This window comes from Margalitia sp. FSL K6-0131 (assembly GCF_038008735.1).
GTDB classification, from domain to species: Bacteria; Bacillota; Bacilli; order Bacillales; family Bacillaceae_C; genus Margalitia; species Margalitia shackletonii.
This window is the reverse complement of the sequence record NZ_JBBOZS010000001.1, coordinates 4,747,681-4,766,662: the sequence shown is the minus strand read 5'-3', so window position 1 is coordinate 4,766,662 and position 18,982 is coordinate 4,747,681. Positions and strand designations below refer to the sequence as shown.

The following is an 18,982-nucleotide window of genomic DNA, read 5'->3' as shown; positions in this document are numbered from 1 at the left end:
TCCTTGTCCCAATTAGGGACGAAGAAGCTCTCCGCGGTACCACCCTAGTTAATGATATTACTCATTCACTCATTTCTTTCCAAAAATGCACACGGTGTATTTCATTCTGCTTATCGCCTGGATTTTCAGCGACCATCCAGTTTCTTTATGCTGCTAATAAGAGAATTACTAGTGTCCGTGATTTGGAATAAACTATTAACTTTTATACTTAAACGCTTTTAAGCTTTTATGCAATAAAGTAATCGGTTATTAATATATCATGTTTTGAAAAATAATCAAGTGGAAATTTTGGCTTCATCTGAAGAAGTGAAGAAGCTAAAATAGAATTCCCTTTTACAAATGTTCAATTTCCTACCTTAATTTGTTAATATAAATATATAGTACGTTCAAATTTGGAGGATGGGTATGGAAGCGGAAAAACTTAAAAAGGTAATAGAGGCTGCAAGACTCTATTATTTACTTGATTATAATCAACATCAAATTGCAGATAAATTAGGAATTTCGAGACCCACGGTATCAAGATTGTTGCAAATTGCAAAAAATGAAGGCATCGTTCAGATAAAGATTATGGATCCGAATGATGATGTTGAACAATTATCCAAACAAATTGAAAAAAAGTTCAATTTAAAAAAAGCAATTGTTGTTTCAGTCCCTCAATATGAAGACAATATTATTAAAAATTATATTGGGGAGAAAGCAGCAGCATATATGCATGATATCGTGAAAGATGGCGATATAATTGGGGTTACTTGGGGAACAACCTTATATCATGTTGCGTTAGAATTAAAGCAAAAGTTTGTGAAAGACGTGAAAGTTGTTCAACTAAAAGGTGCAATCAGTCATTCTGAAACAAACACCTATTTTTCAGAAATTCTCTATCTTTTTGGGAAAGCATTTAATACGAATCCAATCCATTTGCCGCTGCCGGCAATTGTGGATCATATCGTCGTAAAACAGGCGATGGAGGCGGATAGACATATTAAGAAAGTGTTGGATATAGGGAGAGAAGCAAATATTGCTATGTTTACTATTGGTGCTGCAAAATCAGAATCACTATTGTTCCAATTAGGATATTTTTCCGAAGAGGATATGAGAATGATTCGTTCCAAAGGTGTCGGTGATATTTGTTCGCGATTCTTTGACCAGGATGGCAACATCTTAAATGAAAACTTAAATAATCGGACATTAGGCATTGAATTAAGTGAATTAAAACAAAAAGAATATTCCATCCTAGTCGCTGGTGGAGCGCAAAAAATAGACGGAATTTATGGAGCGCTTAAGGGTGGATATGCTAATGTAATCGTCATTGATCAATTTACAGCTAAATTTTTGCTGGATAGAGATGAATAATTAATAATGAAAGCTCTCAGAGGGAACTGAGAGCTTTCATTTTGTAAAAATTTAACCTCTGGAAGAATTTGATTTTTACATTTGTTCAAGTCAATATTTACAATTGTTCTATCTCTTGGTATAGTACTTGTGTAAAGGTTTTCAGATTAATTCATAAAATCGTTTTCATATAGTTGATAAATTAGTAACGAGAAAAAGGGAGGAATAGTAAGATGAATCATTCTTTAGCCAAAATGATTGACCATACTTTGTTAAAAGCAGATGCAACGAAAGCAGAAATTCAAAAATTAGCAGAGGAAGCAAAAGAATATTCATTTGCATCCGTTTGTGTCAATCCAACTTGGGTAAAAACGGCTGCAGAAATATTAGAAGGAACACCTGTTAAAGTGTGTACGGTAATCGGTTTTCCGCTTGGAGCAACTACAACAGAGGTTAAAGCGTTTGAAGCAAATAACGCCATTGAAAACGGTGCTACTGAAATCGATATGGTCATTAATATCGGGGCTTTAAAGGACAAGCAGTATGACATGGTTGAAAAAGATATCAAAGCGGTTGTAGAAGCTGCAAAGGGCAAAGCTTTAACTAAAGTTATTATTGAAACTTGCCTTTTAACTAATGAGGAAAAGGAAAAGGCATGTGAGTTGTCCGTTAAAGCAGGTGCTGATTTTGTGAAAACATCAACTGGGTTCTCCACAGGTGGAGCAACAGCAGAAGATGTGGCATTAATGAGAAAAGTTGTAGGTCCAACAATTGGAGTTAAGGCTTCTGGCGGTGTGAGAAGCTTGGAGGACGCAGAAAATATGGTGAATGCAGGTGCTACACGTATAGGTGCAAGCTCCGGTGTTGCTATTGTAAACGGTCAAACATCAACATCTTCTTATTAATTGATTGATTTATATTAAGTTTAGTTTCAAGGCATCTTTTCTTAAACGAGGTATCCATTCCCTGGAATGGGGAAACCAATATTGTTTTCTTTAAAATAGTTATTGTCACTGAAAAAGCCAACAAAGTTTAAGAAAAGTGCCTTGGTTTTTAGAGAGGAGAATGAAGGATGAATGTAAATTGGCTGATAGAACAAGCGATAGAAGCTCGGCAAAAGGCGTATGTTCCGTACTCATCATTTCAGGTTGGCGCTGCTTTGTTAACGGAAAATGATAAACTTTACCTTGGTTGCAATATTGAAAATGCCTCCTATGGTTTAACAAATTGTGCGGAAAGAACAGCGATTTTTAAAGCGGTTTCAGAAGGGGAAAATCGTGTTAAAGCAATTGCGATTGTTGGAGATACGGAAGGGCCTATTTCCCCATGTGGTGCTTGCCGTCAAGTTATTGCAGAGTTCAGTGATGACAATACGAAAATTATCCTGGCTAATTTAAATGGTGATTTTGTGGAAACAACCATTAATGAACTTTTACCTGGCTTTTTTTCCAAAAAAGATTTAATAAAATAAATAATTTGTTTAATCTATAGCACTAATATTTTTAATTGTTTTGTAACCGTATCCAATTGAACTTAAAAACTACAACTAGGAGAGACAATAATGAAATATCTAATTTCCATTCTCGGAATTATAGTCGTTCTCGGTCTAGCATTTCTGGCAAGTAATAACCGTAAAGGGATCAAATATAAACCGATTGTGATTATGATTGTGATTCAGTTAGCTTTGTCGTATTTATTATTAAATACTAAATTTGGATTACTTATTATTAAAGGAATCGCGGATGTTTTCACTAAGTTATTAGAATATGCAAATGAAGGAGTTTCGTTTGTTTTTGGCGGAATCGCCAACAAAGGGGAAGCACCTTTCTTCTTAAATGTCTTACTGCCAATCATTTTTATCTCTGTGTTAATAGGAATCTTTCAATATCTTAAAATCCTTCCGTTTATTATGAAAGGGATCGGGTTGCTGATAAGTAAAATTAATGGTATGGGAAAATTGGAATCTTATAATGCGGTTGCCTCCTTAATGGTTGGACAATCAGAGGTATTTATCACACTAAAAAAACAATTACACCATTTACCTAAGCATCGTTTGTATACTTTATGTGCATCTGCAATGTCAACCGTTTCTATGTCTATCGTTGGTGCATATATGACGATGATCGAACCGAAATATGTTGTAACAGCGTTAGTCATTAACTTATTCGGAGGATTTATTATATCTTCTATTATCAATCCATATACAGTAGATAGCAAAGAAGATATATTAGAAATCCAGGAAGAAAAACAAAGCTTTTTTGAAATGCTGGGCGAATATATTATGGATGGTTTTAAAGTAGCAATCATCGTTGGTGCAATGTTAATTGGTTTCGTTGCATTAATGGCTGCAATTGATAATGTTTTCGATTTAATTTTTGGCATTTCCTTCCAGCAAATACTAGGATACATCTTTGCTCCAGTCGCATTTTTAATGGGTATTCCGGCTGGGGAAATAGTGAAAGCAGGAGGAATTATGGCAACAAAGCTTGTAACCAATGAATTTGTGGCCATGATAGATTTAACGAAAATTAAAGATAGCTTAAGTCCTAGATCTCTTGGAATTATTTCGGTTTTCCTTGTATCTTTTGCAAACTTCTCTTCCATTGGGATTATTTCAGGAGCAGTGAAAGGGTTGAGTGAAAAGCAAGGTAACGTCGTTGCACGCTTTGGACTAAAGCTTCTGTTTGGTGCAACATTGGTAAGTGTTTTATCCGCTATTATTGTTAGCTTTATTTTGTAATGAAAAATGGAAAAAGGCATTTCCTATTAAATACATAGGAATTGCTTTTTTCTTTTTCATTCCATATTCAGAAATTCCCATCAAGCGCAAGAAACAATATAAAGAGAGGTGAAATAATGCGGTGATAAACGACGATGTTTTTCACAGCATTCTATATGGGTGACGTTGGTTTATTATTATCCGGAGCAACATTATTTTTGAATAGTTTAATGTTACTTGGCAAAGCAGATAATAAGAGTGTAGGAGTCTTCAATTTGTTTGTAGGGCTACTACAAATTATTTTTCCTATTTATTTAATCGCTGTATCTGATCAAGATCATTGGACGATTTTTAATTTGGCCTGTGTATTTCTCTTCGGGCTAACTTATTTATTTGTAGGAATCATTAATCTGACTGGCATTGATGGAAGTGGATTAGGGTGGTTTTCCCTATGGGTATCTATTATAGCCGTTGTTTATATGATCCTATCCCTTGTCCACAATCATGACATCATTAACACATTAACATGGGCTATGTGGGCTTATTTATGGTTCTTATTCTTTTTATCCATGGCACTAAATAAAAAAATAGATGTTTATATAGGTAAGGTTGCATTTGTTCAATCGTGGGTTACTCTTACGATTCCTTCTCTTTTATCTTTAACAGGGGCATGGAAAATGGAGTATGTCTCAAACATATGGATCTATGTTCAAGTGATTTCATTGGTTTATTTCTGTTTTTGCACAGGAAAAATAATGTTAGCAGCCAATAATCGAAAAAATGAACAGGACTTATCGGTTTCGTCATGAGTTGTTTTTGAGTAATATGGAACTTAAAAAGAAACAGGTCTCACGTAGAAATAGGATCTAAATTAGCAAGTTAAAACGCATGAATATGATTCATGCGTTTTTGTGTGTAATTTTACTAAAGGGACTGTTCCCAAAATGCTCAGCCTTTATACCTAAAAAAGTATTTAATTGCTTCAAGACGGATATTATGGTTGCAGTCTTCACAACAAAATACACTCTTCTTATTTTCTTTGTATAATTGGTACTTTCTAGTTCCTTCATACACTTTAAAAACTTTCCGGCAACTACAACAAATTACGTCATAAGAAAACATTTTCATTCCCCTCAAATTATTCATATCTTTTGAGTTGCCCTATCAAAGATTGTCATTAACTCTATAATATAATCCTTAACCCTTAATTGGGGATTTCTCATTAATTCAATGCTAAATCCGTCAATGGCATTCCTAATGGTTAAAGCCATTACTCTTGCTGATAGAGAAGAAAACTCTCTGAAAATTCCTTCCTCCATCCCCATGCGAAGAATATTTTCAATTGGAAGGAATATAGTTTCATCATGTTCAGCAGCAAACCTTAGTTTTCCATCCTCCGTTCTCTCATTAGATACAATCTCTATAACCGCAAATACATGCTTTCGATTTTCATTAACAAAATTCAAATTTGATTCGATGTACTTAATAAGTTTGCCTCTGGCAGATGATTCTGCTTCTATTTGCGGGCTTATAAAAGATTGACAAGCTAAATAATATTCCATTACTACTTGCTCAAGTAATTCCTCTTTGTTTGAAAAATGATAAGAAATGATCCCCTTACTTATATTTGCACGTTTTGCGATTTGTCCTAATGATGCCTGCGCATAACCCAATTCAGAAATAGTCTCAATTGTACATTCTACAATTTGAGTTCTTCTTGCCTTTTCGATAAATGATAATTCCTTTTGTTCATTTGTTTTATTTTTTGTATTCATGTTTTAATTTTAGTACGTTCGTACGAAAAATTCAATGGGGATATGTCGGAAAGTATTATATCTAAAATGATAATAACAAATTGAAAAAACAGCCAAGGAACTTAAAAAGGAATATGGGTTACATTGACCAGAAGAAAGGCCACGTAGAAAAATGCAAGGGTCACAATAAATTGGATGGAGGGAGCGAAAAACGGCCAAGGCAACCTTTCATTGTATTCCTTTTAAACTATTCTATTTTCTTACAAGATATCCTTATTAAATTTTTTTACATTTCTATTTAATAGTTCAGTATTTTTTTCAAAAGTTCAGCGTTTTCCTCACATTTTTCAGCACTCTCCTCATTTTTTTGAACAATCCTCTTCGACTTCAGCATTCTTACCTATTTTTTCAGCGTTTTGATCCAAAAGTTCAGCGTTTTTCCCTTATTTTTCAGCACTCTCATCATTTTTATCAGCAATCCTTTTCGACTTCAGCATTCTTATCTGTTTTTTCAGCGTATTAATCCAAAAGTTCAGCGTTTTCCACTCATTTTTCAGCACTCTCATCATTTTTTTCAACAATCCTCTTCGACTTCAACATTCTTATCTGTTTTTTCAGCGTTTCAATCAAAAAGTTCAGCGTTTTCCTCTCATTTTTCAGCACTGACATAAAAAAGAAAATGGGTTACATTGACTGGGAGAGGGGGCACGTATAAAAACGCGAGAGTGACATTAAATTGGTTCGAGGGAGCGCGTTAAGTCAAGCAGGATTCGATTTACTAGGCGATTTCATATATAACCATCACCAATCGCTAATCTAAAGGGAATAAGAAAAACCAAATCGCATAGTGATTTGGTTTACTTATTGGTATGTTGCTTTATATTTTTCTCTAAAAAGGCTGAATAAATTTACGGCATTGCGTTTCCACGGGATGCAACATATAACGAATACCATTTTTCCCTTGTCATTTGCTCCGCTTGACGAACAGCATCTTCACAATTTTTAATGCGTTCAGGGTCAGTTGTTCCAATCACTGGCTGAATTTTAGCCGGATGCCGCAATAACCAGCCGAGAACAATTGCCTCCCGGGTAGTCTCTTTTTCAAGTGCCATTTTTTCTACTAATTCTTTTGTTTTTATATCGGCTTCCGTTAAACTTAAGCTTTCATTCCCGGTATATATACCCCTTGCCAATGGCGACCACGCTTGAATTTGAATATCACTCACCATGCTGTATTCTATTAACCCTTCCGCAAAACGGGTGCCAAGTCCTGCTTTTTGATTGACCAATACTCCTTGCTCCACCCAGTCAAGCTTATGTAAACTCATTTCAAGCTGATTAACAATCAATGGAACGTCACAGTATGCCTGAAGTAATTGAATTTGTCCCATGTTCATATTGGAAACACCAAAATGGCGTACTTTGCCTGAAAGCTCTAACTTTGCAAAAGCCTCACCAACTTCTTCGGGCTCCATTAATGGGTCTGGACGATGCAATAATAGCAAGTCTAAGTATTGCACACCAAGTCTTGATAATATTTCATCAACGGAATTCAAAATATGCTCTTTGGAAAAATCATATCGGCCAGGAGCATGCTCATCTTGAAAGCGAATGCCGCACTTACTTTGAATTACAATTTTCTCGCGAAGTCCAGGCTGTGATTTTAAAATTTCACCAAACACTTTTTCTGCCTTACCTCTTGTGTAAATATTCGCATGATCAAACATGGTAATTCCGGTTGATAGAGCGGCATCAACTGCTTTTTCTCCTTTTAAAACATCCTCGTTGGAAATTGGGCTGTTATCCCAGCTGCCTCCAAACCCCATGCAGCCTAAAACCATTCTGCTAGATGAAATCTTTCGCTTTTCTAAAGGCATAATACGCATGCAATGACCTCTTTTCATTTTTAATGGCACTTTTCTTAAACAAAGCTGCTTTTTAATAATTGTAAATCTTATAAACTTCTTCTTTAGGTCTGGAATTCGGATTTTAAACAATTTATTAAAAGCAACAACTATTTAATAAGGTTAATACTATAATCAATTTTATGAAAAGTACTGCCATTCATGCAACTTAAATGGTCAATGTCTGCCTAGTTATGTTTCCGTTGGTCTCACCTGAGACTCCGAAATCCGTTCGTTAGATCCAGCGCCTAGGCTTTTCTTATTGGAGCATTCATCCAATCTTATCATCATTTGGGGTGTTTATTTTCCGCGAAATATTGTTATAATAGACTTTTGAGAGATAATAGAAATTCATCATAGATTCATGTTAAAATAGATAGTATTGCAATAAAACTGTCGAAAAGAGGTTTTAAAATGACAAAGCAATCCATTTACGGATTAACAATAGATCAGCTTACAGAATGGCTTTTAGAGCATGGACAAAAGAAATTCCGTGCTACGCAAGTGTGGGAATGGTTATATCAAAAACGTGTAACAAGCTTTTCTGAAATGACAAATATTAATAAAGACTGTCTTCAATTACTAGAAGAACATTTCGATATTGAAACACTGAATATCCAAATAAAGCAAGAATCCAAAGACGGAACGGTAAAATTACTGTCTCAATTACAGGATGGAAATTTAATTGAAACAGTATTAATGCGTCAAAAATATGGTCTGTCTGTATGTGTGACAACACAAGTTGGCTGTAATATAGGGTGCTCCTTCTGCGCAAGCGGTATTCTCAGAAAAAATCGCGACCTTGTAAGCGGAGAAATTGTGGAGCAAATCATGAAGGTCCAACAACACTTAGACGAAGCAGGAAACGGTGAACGAGTGAGTCATATTGTGGTAATGGGAATTGGCGAACCATTTGACAACTTCGATAACTTAGTTAATTTCTTAAAAATCGTTAATAATCCAAAAGGTCTTGCGATTGGTGCCCGTCACATTACGGTTTCTACAAGTGGTCTTGCGCCGAAAATTTACGAATTTGCGGATCTTGATCTACAGGTAAACTTAGCAATTTCCTTACATGCGCCAAATAATGAACTTCGTACGCAAATTATGAAGATAAATCGTGCATACCCATTAGAAAAACTAATGCCTGCTATCGATTATTATTTAGAAAAAACAAATCGACGCATTACATTTGAATATATTTTATTAAATGATGTAAATGATCATAAAGAAGAAGCATTACAGCTTGCCAAACTATTAAAAGATAAACGTCATCTTGCCTATGTGAACTTGATTCCATACAATCCTGTAAGTGAGCATATTCAATACAAACGAAGCACAAAGGAATCCATTCTGACTTTCTACGATACATTAAAGAAAAATGGAATCAACTGTGTTGTTCGCCAGGAGCACGGAACAGATATCGATGCAGCATGCGGTCAGCTGCGAAGCAAACAATTGAAAAAGGCAAATTAAGAAAAAAGGAGCTTGAATTTCAAGCTCCTTTTTCATATTTATAGTCTTGATTTTCTCACAGTAAAATCTGTTTGTGGATAATATTTATTTTTCACAAGAATATTAGGACCTAGACACTGGACAGAAGGACAATGACAGTTTAGTGATTTTGCAATTGGTTGTTCCATCCATTTTTCAAACATGTTTGGAAGCGTATCATGTTGGATATTCCCAAGCGGTGGTGTATCTCCAAAATCAGTAACAATGACATCTCCGCTAAAAATATTAACATTTAATCGGGAGCGTCCATCGGGATCATTTCGAACCGTTACATTTTTACTTTTATATAATCTTTGAAGCAATTTCAGGTCTTCCTCGTTTGCGCTGCATGGATAAAAAGGCAGTGTTCCAAATAACATCCAAACGTCCTCTGAGCGAATGTCGAGGAGATGATGAATGGCATCGCGCATTTCATCCAATGTAAGTACTTCGAGATTCTCAGCGAAATCACTTGGGTACATCGGGTGAATTTCATGTCTGGCACATTTCATTTCTTCTACTACTTGATGATGGATATGCTCCAAATAGGGAAGTGTTCTTTTGTTTAACATTGTCTCAGCAGAGACCATGACACCTTCCTCTGCCAAGATTCGGCTATTCTCAATCATTTGGTCGAATAATTTTTTTCGTTTTTCGCGAGTTGGTTTCCTTAACGCATTCGCAAATCCGATGTCGATGAATTCATCCGTTGTTCCCCAATTGTGAGATATATGTAAAACATCTAAATAAGGTGAAATTTTTAAATAACGCTCTGTATCGAGGGTTAAATTAGAATTGATTTGGGTCCGAACACCTCTTTCATGTGCGTATTGTAATAAGGGCAGCACATAATTCTCGATAGATTTCTTTGAAAACATTGGTTCGCCGCCGGTGATACTCATTGCACGCAAAGCAGGAATTTCCTCTAATCTTTTAATAAGGAGCTCAAGCGGCAATGCGTTTGGATCCTTTGGCTGAAGGGTATAGCCAACAGCACAGTGCTCACAGCGCATATTACATAGTGTAGTAGTAGTAAACTCAATATTGGATAATGTCATTCGCCCATGTTCTTTTACATCCAGGTATGCTTCCCATGGATCATAGTCAGGGCTAATTAATCTTATATTACTTGATGCAGTTTGCATAAAAAGGACTCCTCGTTTGTAAATTATTACTCTAGCATTATCAAAAACGAAACGGAAAATGTCAATGGATTATGAAAATATGGAAAGGTGCTCAATTTTCAATTATTTTCTTTAAAAGGATATATGGATCGAAAGGATTTTATGACATGAGGAGAAAAAGCTTATGTAGTAGGTACCTTTTTTTAAAAGTACCTATTCATTTTGTATAACGATTTGCATAGCTGGAAGCAACAAAAGCATTGGGCTTAATTTTCGGTTCGACTCCAATAGATTCCATTCTTGCGACCATTTCCTTTACAAATTCCCTTGTTTTGTTTCGTTTGCCTGCCCCAATATCGATATGACCCTCCATGGTAAAAGCTGCCCCTTCATAAATATTAGGGAGAACAATATTAATTAATTGATTTTTCCGATCCTCTGTAAATAAAGATACAATTTCTTCTGTTAACGATAACTCATAGGAAATCCGTTCATGCAAATGGGTCATCTTTCTAGGAATCAAGACCTTTCTGATGCAGGCCCAAACACCGTTTCCTTCTTGCTGTATAACAATTCCTGTAATAAAAATAGTATGGAATTTATGAACCTGTGAATCGGTGCCAACCATTAATTTAAATTTTCCTTTTGGGTTTAACTCCATGAACTCTAAAATATGATGAAAAACCTCTTCGAAGGACATTGTTGATTTTTGCAAATTTTGAAATGGTGAAATGTACATAGGTGATGGTTTCAATTGAATAACACCCGTCTTTCTATTTAAGGAAAGGATTTGTTTATGTAACATAATATGGTTTGTTCTTTATGGTCGTGCAGGGGAATTGGGTTGTACCTGTTCCATTTTGGAAAGGATGATAAAGAAAAGGGGAGATGCATAATGCTAGGAAATCGTATGCTTGGGATATCGATTATGATTGGCGGAATTCTCATTTTAATAGGAACTGTTCTGCATCCTATCTTAGTTGACCCATATGCTGGGGAAGAAGCTCTTCATAAATTTAAGCATTCCCAAATGTGGATGTTAGATCATATTCTGATGCTGATCGGCATGTTCCTATGGCTTGGAGGACTAGCCGGAAGCAGTTCCTATTTTAGAAAAAACGGAGCTGCAATGTTCTATATATCATTAGGATTATGGATTTTAATCCTTACCGCCGAACTAACAATATTACCGTTAATCGGAAATGAAATTATAGGCAGGCATCATGGTGTATTGAAAAAGGTTTGGGAGGCAATCTTTTCATTTGGACTTTTAGCCGGATATTTTGCCGTGGCTTGCAGTTGGGCAGGGGTTGCATTATATGGCTGGTGTATGAAGCGTACGGAGAATTCATTCTCCACATGGTTCCAAAATAGTGGATTTTATAGTGGGGTTTGGGGCTTTGCGGGGATTGTATTCACCTGTTGCTTTTTTAAGACGGCATATATTGTACTTCCTCTTACCTCGGGACCGGCCTATCTTTGGACAATGTGGTGGGGATGGAAGTTATTTCGGAAAAAGATATAAATTTTCATCCTTATCCCTTAATGACTCCAGATTATAAGCAGACACAGAGTACGTTATTTGCCGGAAAACATAAGGAACTCTTTGTTTATTATCAAATATCGGAACATTCATTCCCTGATTGTGCCCGTTCTCGAGCTCTATGGGGAAATTCGGTCACAATCAGCGCCAGATCGTGCCCGTTCTCGAGCTCTATGGGGAAATTCGGTCACAATCAGCGCCAGATCGTGCCCGTTCTCGAGCTCTATGGGGAAATTCGGTCACAATCAGCGCCAGATCGTGCCCGTTCTCATGCACCATGGAGAAATTCGGTCACAATCAGATCCAGACCGTGCCCGTTCTCGAGCTCGATGGAGAAATTCGGTCACATTCCGTTATTCAGGAATTCACCTTTCAATAAAAACATTAGCCCGCTAATAGTAGAAGCGGGCTTACGATTTTATTTAACTAATTCAGCGCCTTTTCCAGCATAGTTCCGTTCTTTTTATAATTTATATGCCATGAAAATGCTTTTTCCAACACATGTGGAGTTTGGCCGCCTCTTGTTTTTGCTTCATTATAATATTCCCAAAGCTGATCACGGTATAACGGATGTGCACAATTTTCGATAATGAGCGGTACACGCTCAATTGGAGCCAACCCTCTTAAATCAACATAGCCTTGTTCTGTGACAATAACATCTACATCATGCTCTGTGTGGTCCACATGGGATACAAAAGGAACGATGCTTGAAATATTCCCATTCTTCGCAATGGACTTCGTTACGAAAATTGCCAGTCTTGCATTTCGCGCAAAGTCACCTGAACCGCCGATTCCGTTCATCATATGGGTGCCGCTGACATGTGTGGAGTTAATATTGCCGTATATATCCACTTCCAAAGCGGTATTAATAGAGATCAGGCCTAAGCGGCGAATGATTTCGGGATGATTGGAAATTTCTTGCGGTCTTAACATGAGCTTATCTTTATATTGATCTAGATTGGAATAAACCTGTTTCATTTTTTCATCTGATAAAGTAATCGAACAACAAGAAGCAAAACTTACTTTGCCAGCATCGATTAAGTCAAAAACAGCATCCTGTAAAACCTCTGAATACACTTCTAAGTCCGTAAACTCCGATTCGATAAGTCCATGTAAAACGGCATTTGCCACAGAACCAATCCCCGATTGCAATGGAGCTAGTTTATTTGTTAATCTGCCTGCTTCCACTTCTTTTCGTAAAAAAGAGATTAGATGGTTCGCCATTGTTTGTGTTTCTTCATCAGGCTGAACAATGGTGGAAGCAGAATCAATTTGATGAGTGAAAACGATTCCAACAATTTTGTCAGTGTCCACGGGAATGCCTAGAGTACCGATTCGGTCACTTACCTTCGTCAATGGGATTGGACTTCTTTCTCCTTGATTTCCTGTTTCATAGATATCATGAAGTCCTTCCAATCCTTGTGGCTGAGCCGTATTAATTTCGACAATAATATGCTTAGCTTTTTCTACAAAGATGGATGAATTTCCAATGGAAGTGGTAGGAATAATCATGCTATCAGCACTTATCGCAACTGCTTCTACAATGGCGTAATCAATAGGACCAAGTGCACCTGCACGGATAGATTCCGCCATATGGGATAAATGTTGATCGACGAAAAGCAGTTCCCCTTGATTGATGCTTTTCCGCATTGTACTGTCCGCTTGAAATGGGATTCGCTTGTTTACCATTCCAACCTCAGCCATTAATTTATCAATATCGGATCCTAAGGAGGCACCTGTATAGATATTCACCTTCAATGGTTCTTCTTTTGCTCTTTCTATTAGTGCTGTTGGAACTGCTTTTGCGTCACCGGCTCTTGTAAAACCGCTTAATCCTAAGGTCATTCCGTCTTTTATCCAGGAAGCTGCGTCCTTTGCTGATACAATCCGGTCTATTAAACGAGCGTCTCTTATATAATTAGAAGTATTAATTTCCATTTAAGGTCACCCTTTGTTCACTTTTTAAAAATTTTATCAATTTATGAACAAGGATTCATTAGTTTTGGTATGAAAGGGCTTTATTGTTGCTTTAAACAGAAAATTTCTAACATAAAGCAGAAAAATGGATGGAAAATAAAAAACAGTTTGTACCTAGTATTACAAACTGTCATTTTTATTGTTTAAAAGTTGTCTTTGTCAAACGAAAGCAGCTATTTACAAGTGCTCTTCCGATTTTCTATTCTAGAATAAGCGGGCATCAGCTCCATAACAGTGAATAGTCCATTCGTCGATAAGCGAGAAAATTTTGCTTTTCTATCAGAAATGAAGAATCTTACGAAATTGACTTGAGTACGTTTGACTAACAGGTATTCTAGTTCCATCTTTCATTAACAACAAAAAGGTTGAATGAGATTCGGGATGGATTTCCGCAATATAATGAATATTAATGATATAGGACCTGTGACATCGAATAAACATATCGCTTGGAAGATAAAATTCTAACTCTGTTAAATTTAACTTGTGCACACCAACCAGATTTTCTGAGTGCACATTGGTCTTTCTGCTTAAGGCTTCTAAAAACATTACCTGCTTAAAGGGTACTGGATACCAACGATCATTCGCTTTTATCGTTAAAAATGAGGGTGGAAATTCGAGCGGCTTTTTCGGTAAAATGGCTGTCACACAACCTTGAACCCTTTCTCCATCTAATATTGGTACAGACATACCGAAATATGGAATGCCCAAAACATCCTTCTCAATGTAATCCGTAATCTTTTCCTGGAACGATAAAGCTTTAAATGATGCAGTTCCTTCACGAATCCTGTCTCCGGGTTTTATTTTTAAATCAATTTGATTACTTGGCTGATAGTATATATATTGCTGACTATTCGTCACTGCTATGGACGTATACTTTGGAACCAAATCCTGCATAACTTCCATGATGGACAAAACCGTTTGCTGATCCATGGTGATCAGTCACCTTCCCTGTCAAAATTGAATAAAAACAACAAACTGCAGCGCTTACAATTCTATTATAACACGTGATGTCTACCGTAAAGTGGCTGGCATCACTAGTGGATAAATTCGTAACTGTACTTCTGACACGGTCAGGAAATTACTGTTTAAAGTTAGATAAATAACTTTATATATTTTTGAATCATATTTGTTTTTTAATCGTATGTATACTAATAAATCCTTTTTATAGGGGGAGAAGTGTGATGGATATCGCATTGATTGTTATCCTATCAGTATTAGTTCTATATTTTATTGTTATGATTCCTCTACAATACAATTACATTTCAGAAATGCAGGAAAGGAAGGCTGAAACCCAGAAAACAAACGAGGAAATTATTGATGACATGTCATTTGAAAATCAACAGCTAACCTATAATATGCAAGGAAATCTCTTTACCTTGCCATCTAGTATTGTAGCCTGGATTATTTATAAAATACGTCATCGGGCTGTATAAGATGTGTAGAAATAGGCTCAGAATATGGGTCAGGAAAAGGAGCTATTGGCGTAGAAGGTACAGTTCACTACAAAAATGGTGAGTGGAAAATTAAAGAGTCAAAAGAGAATTGGGTAAGTTAAATAACTTTGAAATATATACAAAAGAGGTGAGAAATAGCACCGCACCTCTTTTGTAATTGTGTTTATGTTAATAATCCTAATCTAAAAGCAGAAGCAACGACTTGAGTTCGATTCTTCGCTTGAAGCTTTGTCATTAAGCTTCCCACATAATCCCGCACAGTATGCTCACTTAAGTGCAGCAGCTCCCCCATTTTTTTATTGTCATATCCTTCCGCAAGCAAATCCAGGATCATCGATTCCCGTTCTGTTAAATGAACCAAAGATTCAGTGACACCCTCATCATTGCTTCTCGATAAATATAAGCCTATTCTTTTCCCAACCTGTTCGAGCAGCATTAGCTCATCTTTTGAACAATCAAATTCCACTCCCATTTGATCAAAAGTTACCCACCCATACACTTGATTGTGATGGACAATCGGTACAAAAATAACAGAAGAAAGGTTAAATAATTTGATATGTTCTTCTTTTACAAAGATATGAGGATCCTTTAAGAAAATTGGCTTTTTTGTGTGAAAAACAGTCGTCATATTTGCTCCTATATGGCCTTTCATACTTTGAACTTTAGGAAGTTCTGCCCCTATTACACCATAAAACTGCTGGGACCATGGTATGTATGCGTAAAATACACATCTTTTATAATGAAAAATTTCTTCACACTTTTTTAGGATAAAGGGGAGATCCTTTTCTCCTGAGCAACTAATCAACAGTTTGTTTAATTTATCTAGTTGTTTCAATCTATTTATTTCAACTAAATCAGGTGTTTTATCGAAATCCTCTGTTTCATCTATTATTTTATTAAAGGTGAAAATAAGATGAGAATAAATGGATAGTAAAAACATAATGATGGCAAGAGTATTTTGCTTCGCAGTGGCTATTAAAGTCATGATAGCTTTTTCAAAAATATATAGAAACAAGTTAAAATACTTTGCGTTTATAGTAGAAATTTGAGATTGCAGCCAAGTTTCGAATATCTTTTTATATTCATCATCTTTCAATTTTAGATCCAGGTGGATAAGTAAATGAAAAAAGGATTCTAGAACGATTCCTGTTATCTTTCTATCCTGCTCCGAAAAGTAAGATTCCAGATTCAAATAGATATTTATATTTTCTTCAATCTTCTTCTGATGGCTTCTAATAAATACGATAAATTGTTCAAAAGTCATTTCCTCATAGAGGTGTTTCATACTATTCTTCTCCTCGAAACAAATTAACCCTATAAATGAAGGATATCTTACTTGTTATTATACAGCTTTTTGTAGGATAGTAATCGAAAATGAAGGGAGTAAAATGAAGATATAGATAAGAGAGAGTTAATAAGATATGCGTTTCTCTAGTATCTAAGACAGCACCTTTTACATGGTGGTGCTTAAAGTTACAGAAAGGAATCGTGATATAAAATGAGACTTGAAAATAAAGTTGCCATCATTACGGGCGGGGGCACAGGCATAGGCAAAGAAACCGCTTTATTGTTTGCTAAAGAAGGGGCAAAAATTGTTATTACAGATATAAATCAAGAATCTGGTAATCAAACTGTAAAAGACATTCAAGACAGTGGCGGAGAAGCTTTATATATTCGCCATGACGTAAGCAAGGAAGAGGATTGGAAGAAAGTTGCAGATGATACCATCAAGACATTTGGAAAAGTAGATATCCTCTTCAATAATGCAGGTATATATATCATTAAACCAGTTGCTGAGATTGAACTCGAAGAATGGAACCGACTAATGTCCATCAATGTAACCGGAGTATTTTTAGGAATGAAGCACATCATGCCATTAATGGCGAAACAAAATAATGGTTCGGTCATCAATGCATCTTCTATTGCAGGATTAACTGGTGCTCCTGGACATGTTTTATACGGCGCAAGTAAAGGTGCAGTCCGTATTATGACAAAAGATGCGGCAATGGAATATGCACCTTTTGGGGTTAGAGTAAACTCTATCCATCCTGGATACATTGATACTGGAATGGCAGACTATGCATCAGAGGTATCAGGTAATTCAAAAGAGAAATTAGGAAAAGACCTATTCCCACTTGGAAGACTTGGATCTGTGAAAGATGTTGCAAATACCGTTCTATTCCTTGCATCGGATGAATCAGCTTTTACAACTGGATCAGAATTTGTCATTGATGGCGGTGCAACAGCTAGATAATAGTACTTTGGGAAAAATATGAACTAAAAGGAGCGATACAAGATGAAACTAGATAATAAAGTAGCAATCGTTACAGGTGGAGCAAGCGGCATTGGCGAAGCATCCGTTCGTCTGTTTGCGGAAGAAGGGGCAAAGGTGGTAATCGCTGATTTTTCCGAACGCGGCAAGCAATTATCAGATGAATTGAATGCAAAGGGATACGATACTTTATTCATTAAAACAGATGTTACTAGTGAAGAAGATGTTAAACATATGGTATCCGAAACAGTTAACCATTATGGAAAGCTTGATATCTTGTATGCCAATGCAGGAGTTGCTGATGATGCTCCAGCACATGAATTAACCTATGAAAAGTGGAAAAGAACCATTGAAATTAACTTATCAGGCGTATTTTTATCCGATAAATACGCAATTGAACAATTTTTGAAACAAGGAAATGGCGGTGTCATCGTTAACGCCGGTTCTATCCACAGCCATGTATCTTTACCTAATCCGACTGCATACTCCGCAGCAAAAGGCGGTGTGAAGTTATTAACCCAAAACTTATGTACAGCATATGCCAAAGAAGGTATTCGAGTAAATGCTGTATGTCCAGGCTATATCGATACACCATTACTTACTAAAGTAGATCCAAAAACGAAAGAATATCTTGCATCCTTACATCCGCAAGGAAGACTAGGTAAACCAGAAGAAATTGCAAAGGCAGTTCTCTTTTTAGCAAGTGATGACTCATCCTTTGTAAATGGTACAAGCCTTTTAGTTGATGGAGGTTATACTGCTCAATAATGAAGAAGGGAGGTTTCCAGATTTGGAACCTCCCTTGTTATTTTTGGGTCGTAATCGGTGTACCAAGAGTATTTTTTTCAAGAAGCTTGCCAATCGGCTTTTCATCTTTTTTTCTACTATGATTACGTATTTTTGTTGAGAGTAAGTAGTTAGCGTTAATTCTCCATTTGGATAGAAAAAATTTGTGTTTGGGAGCCATTCCAATTTGCAGCTTTCTATATTCTCCCAAGGGATAAATGTATCCGCAATCGAAATTCCTATTTTCCCTATCTTTCCATATTGAAATAAAATAGAAAACATCGAAAATCCTACCATGGTGCTAATGTACAGCAAAAGCACGTTTCGCAAACCATAAGTCATAAGAGAAAAAATTAATAAGAATATATATAAGACTAAGGCGATAATAAATATCCGTGTTCGCCACCATTTTCCAGTCCCTTTGACCCTAAACATCCTCTTATGTACAGGTTCACAATTACCGAAATGAACTAACAGTAGAGTTCTTAGGAAATAACCCGCAAGTGTACGTACCACGGAAAAGTTCTAAAGGACATTATTAGATTCGAATGAAGGGAAATGTCCTTTAGAAACTCCCCCTCACTTTTGAAATTCCTTGCATTCTCCTCTAAATGGTATTATTTCAA

17 protein-coding genes are annotated in these 18,982 nt (G+C 36.2%); 10 read left to right on the top strand and 7 right to left on the bottom strand.

Annotation, left to right across the window (positions count from 1 at the left end):
* The first annotated feature begins 405 nt into the window (after window positions 1-405).
* The 5 genes from NSQ59_RS23300 to NSQ59_RS23280 all read left to right on the top strand — a co-directional run bounded on the left by NSQ59_RS23300 (window position 406) and on the right by NSQ59_RS23280 (window position 4,857).
* On the top strand, window positions 406-1,350 hold the full coding sequence (locus NSQ59_RS23300) for a sugar-binding transcriptional regulator (protein ID WP_055742397.1): 945 nt from the start codon (window positions 406-408) through the stop codon (window positions 1,348-1,350).
* A 212-nt stretch (window positions 1,351-1,562) separates the two neighbouring features.
* A complete protein-coding gene (gene deoC, locus NSQ59_RS23295; RefSeq protein WP_055742396.1) occupies window positions 1,563-2,234 on the top strand; it encodes a deoxyribose-phosphate aldolase in 672 nt (223 codons plus the stop codon).
* Between the two features lie 167 nt (window positions 2,235-2,401).
* Window positions 2,402-2,800 carry a cytidine deaminase gene (locus NSQ59_RS23290; protein ID WP_055742395.1) on the top strand — a complete coding sequence of 133 codons (399 nt, stop codon included), beginning with the start codon at window positions 2,402-2,404 and terminating at the stop codon, window positions 2,798-2,800.
* Window positions 2,801-2,890: 90 nt separating this feature from the next.
* Window positions 2,891-4,069, top strand: coding sequence for a NupC/NupG family nucleoside CNT transporter (locus NSQ59_RS23285; protein ID WP_055742394.1), 1,179 nt, complete (start codon window positions 2,891-2,893; stop codon window positions 4,067-4,069).
* Window positions 4,070-4,224: 155 nt separating this feature from the next.
* Window positions 4,225-4,857, top strand: coding sequence for an AmiS/UreI family transporter (locus NSQ59_RS23280; RefSeq protein WP_055742522.1), 633 nt, complete (start codon window positions 4,225-4,227; stop codon window positions 4,855-4,857).
* Window positions 4,858-5,190: 333 nt separating this feature from the next.
* Here NSQ59_RS23280 and NSQ59_RS23270 read toward each other — a convergent pair whose 3' ends face one another.
* Complete coding sequence (locus NSQ59_RS23270) at window positions 5,191-5,823, bottom strand: TetR/AcrR family transcriptional regulator (protein ID WP_055742393.1); 633 nt, start codon at window positions 5,821-5,823, stop codon at window positions 5,191-5,193.
* A gap of 887 nt (window positions 5,824-6,710) precedes the next feature.
* On the bottom strand, window positions 6,711-7,688 hold the full coding sequence (locus NSQ59_RS23265) for an aldo/keto reductase (RefSeq protein ID WP_340832886.1): 978 nt from the start codon (window positions 7,686-7,688) through the stop codon (window positions 6,711-6,713).
* A gap of 432 nt (window positions 7,689-8,120) precedes the next feature.
* Here NSQ59_RS23265 and rlmN point away from each other — a divergent pair, with 432 nt between their 5' ends.
* Window positions 8,121-9,182, top strand: coding sequence for a 23S rRNA (adenine(2503)-C(2))-methyltransferase RlmN (gene rlmN / locus NSQ59_RS23260; RefSeq protein ID WP_055742391.1), 1,062 nt, complete (start codon window positions 8,121-8,123; stop codon window positions 9,180-9,182).
* Window positions 9,183-9,220: 38 nt separating this feature from the next.
* On the opposite strand, the gene yfkAB is transcribed toward rlmN, so the two are convergent.
* Together yfkAB and NSQ59_RS23250 are read right to left on the bottom strand one after the other, a co-directional pair.
* Window positions 9,221-10,345, bottom strand: coding sequence for a radical SAM/CxCxxxxC motif protein YfkAB (gene yfkAB, locus NSQ59_RS23255; protein WP_055742390.1), 1,125 nt, complete (start codon window positions 10,343-10,345; stop codon window positions 9,221-9,223).
* Window positions 10,346-10,541: 196 nt separating this feature from the next.
* Entirely contained in the window at window positions 10,542-11,063 is a 522-nt protein-coding gene (locus NSQ59_RS23250) for a ribonuclease H-like YkuK family protein (RefSeq protein ID WP_055742521.1), read from the bottom strand.
* A gap of 156 nt (window positions 11,064-11,219) precedes the next feature.
* Between NSQ59_RS23250 and NSQ59_RS23245 the strand changes: the two genes are divergently transcribed.
* The gene (locus tag NSQ59_RS23245) at window positions 11,220-11,849 is read left to right on the top strand and encodes a hypothetical protein (RefSeq protein ID WP_235950604.1); all 630 of its coding nucleotides are present in this window, start codon (window positions 11,220-11,222) and stop codon (window positions 11,847-11,849) included.
* A 444-nt stretch (window positions 11,850-12,293) separates the two neighbouring features.
* Here the strand turns inward: NSQ59_RS23245 and NSQ59_RS23240 are convergent, their stop codons facing one another.
* Together NSQ59_RS23240 and NSQ59_RS23235 are read right to left on the bottom strand one after the other, a co-directional pair.
* Entirely contained in the window at window positions 12,294-13,805 is a 1,512-nt protein-coding gene (locus NSQ59_RS23240; protein ID WP_055742389.1) for an acetyl-CoA hydrolase/transferase family protein, read from the bottom strand.
* A 318-nt stretch (window positions 13,806-14,123) separates the two neighbouring features.
* Window positions 14,124-14,774 carry a LytTR family DNA-binding domain-containing protein gene (locus NSQ59_RS23235; RefSeq protein WP_055742388.1) on the bottom strand — a complete coding sequence of 217 codons (651 nt, stop codon included), beginning with the start codon at window positions 14,772-14,774 and terminating at the stop codon, window positions 14,124-14,126.
* 251 nt (window positions 14,775-15,025) lie between these two features.
* Here NSQ59_RS23235 and NSQ59_RS23230 point away from each other — a divergent pair, with 251 nt between their 5' ends.
* Window positions 15,026-15,277 carry a DUF3949 domain-containing protein gene (locus NSQ59_RS23230; RefSeq protein WP_055742387.1) on the top strand — a complete coding sequence of 84 codons (252 nt, stop codon included), beginning with the start codon at window positions 15,026-15,028 and terminating at the stop codon, window positions 15,275-15,277.
* Window positions 15,278-15,461: 184 nt separating this feature from the next.
* Here NSQ59_RS23230 and NSQ59_RS23225 read toward each other — a convergent pair whose 3' ends face one another.
* Entirely contained in the window at window positions 15,462-16,583 is a 1,122-nt protein-coding gene (locus NSQ59_RS23225) for a LuxR C-terminal-related transcriptional regulator (RefSeq protein WP_055742386.1), read from the bottom strand.
* 213 nt (window positions 16,584-16,796) lie between these two features.
* Here NSQ59_RS23225 and NSQ59_RS23220 point away from each other — a divergent pair, with 213 nt between their 5' ends.
* A complete protein-coding gene (locus NSQ59_RS23220) occupies window positions 16,797-17,552 on the top strand; it encodes an SDR family NAD(P)-dependent oxidoreductase (protein WP_055742385.1) in 756 nt (251 codons plus the stop codon).
* A 42-nt stretch (window positions 17,553-17,594) separates the two neighbouring features.
* Window positions 17,595-18,338, top strand: a complete 744-nt coding sequence (locus NSQ59_RS23215; protein ID WP_055742384.1) for an SDR family NAD(P)-dependent oxidoreductase — start codon at window positions 17,595-17,597, stop codon at window positions 18,336-18,338.
* Window positions 18,339-18,982 lie beyond the last annotated feature (644 nt).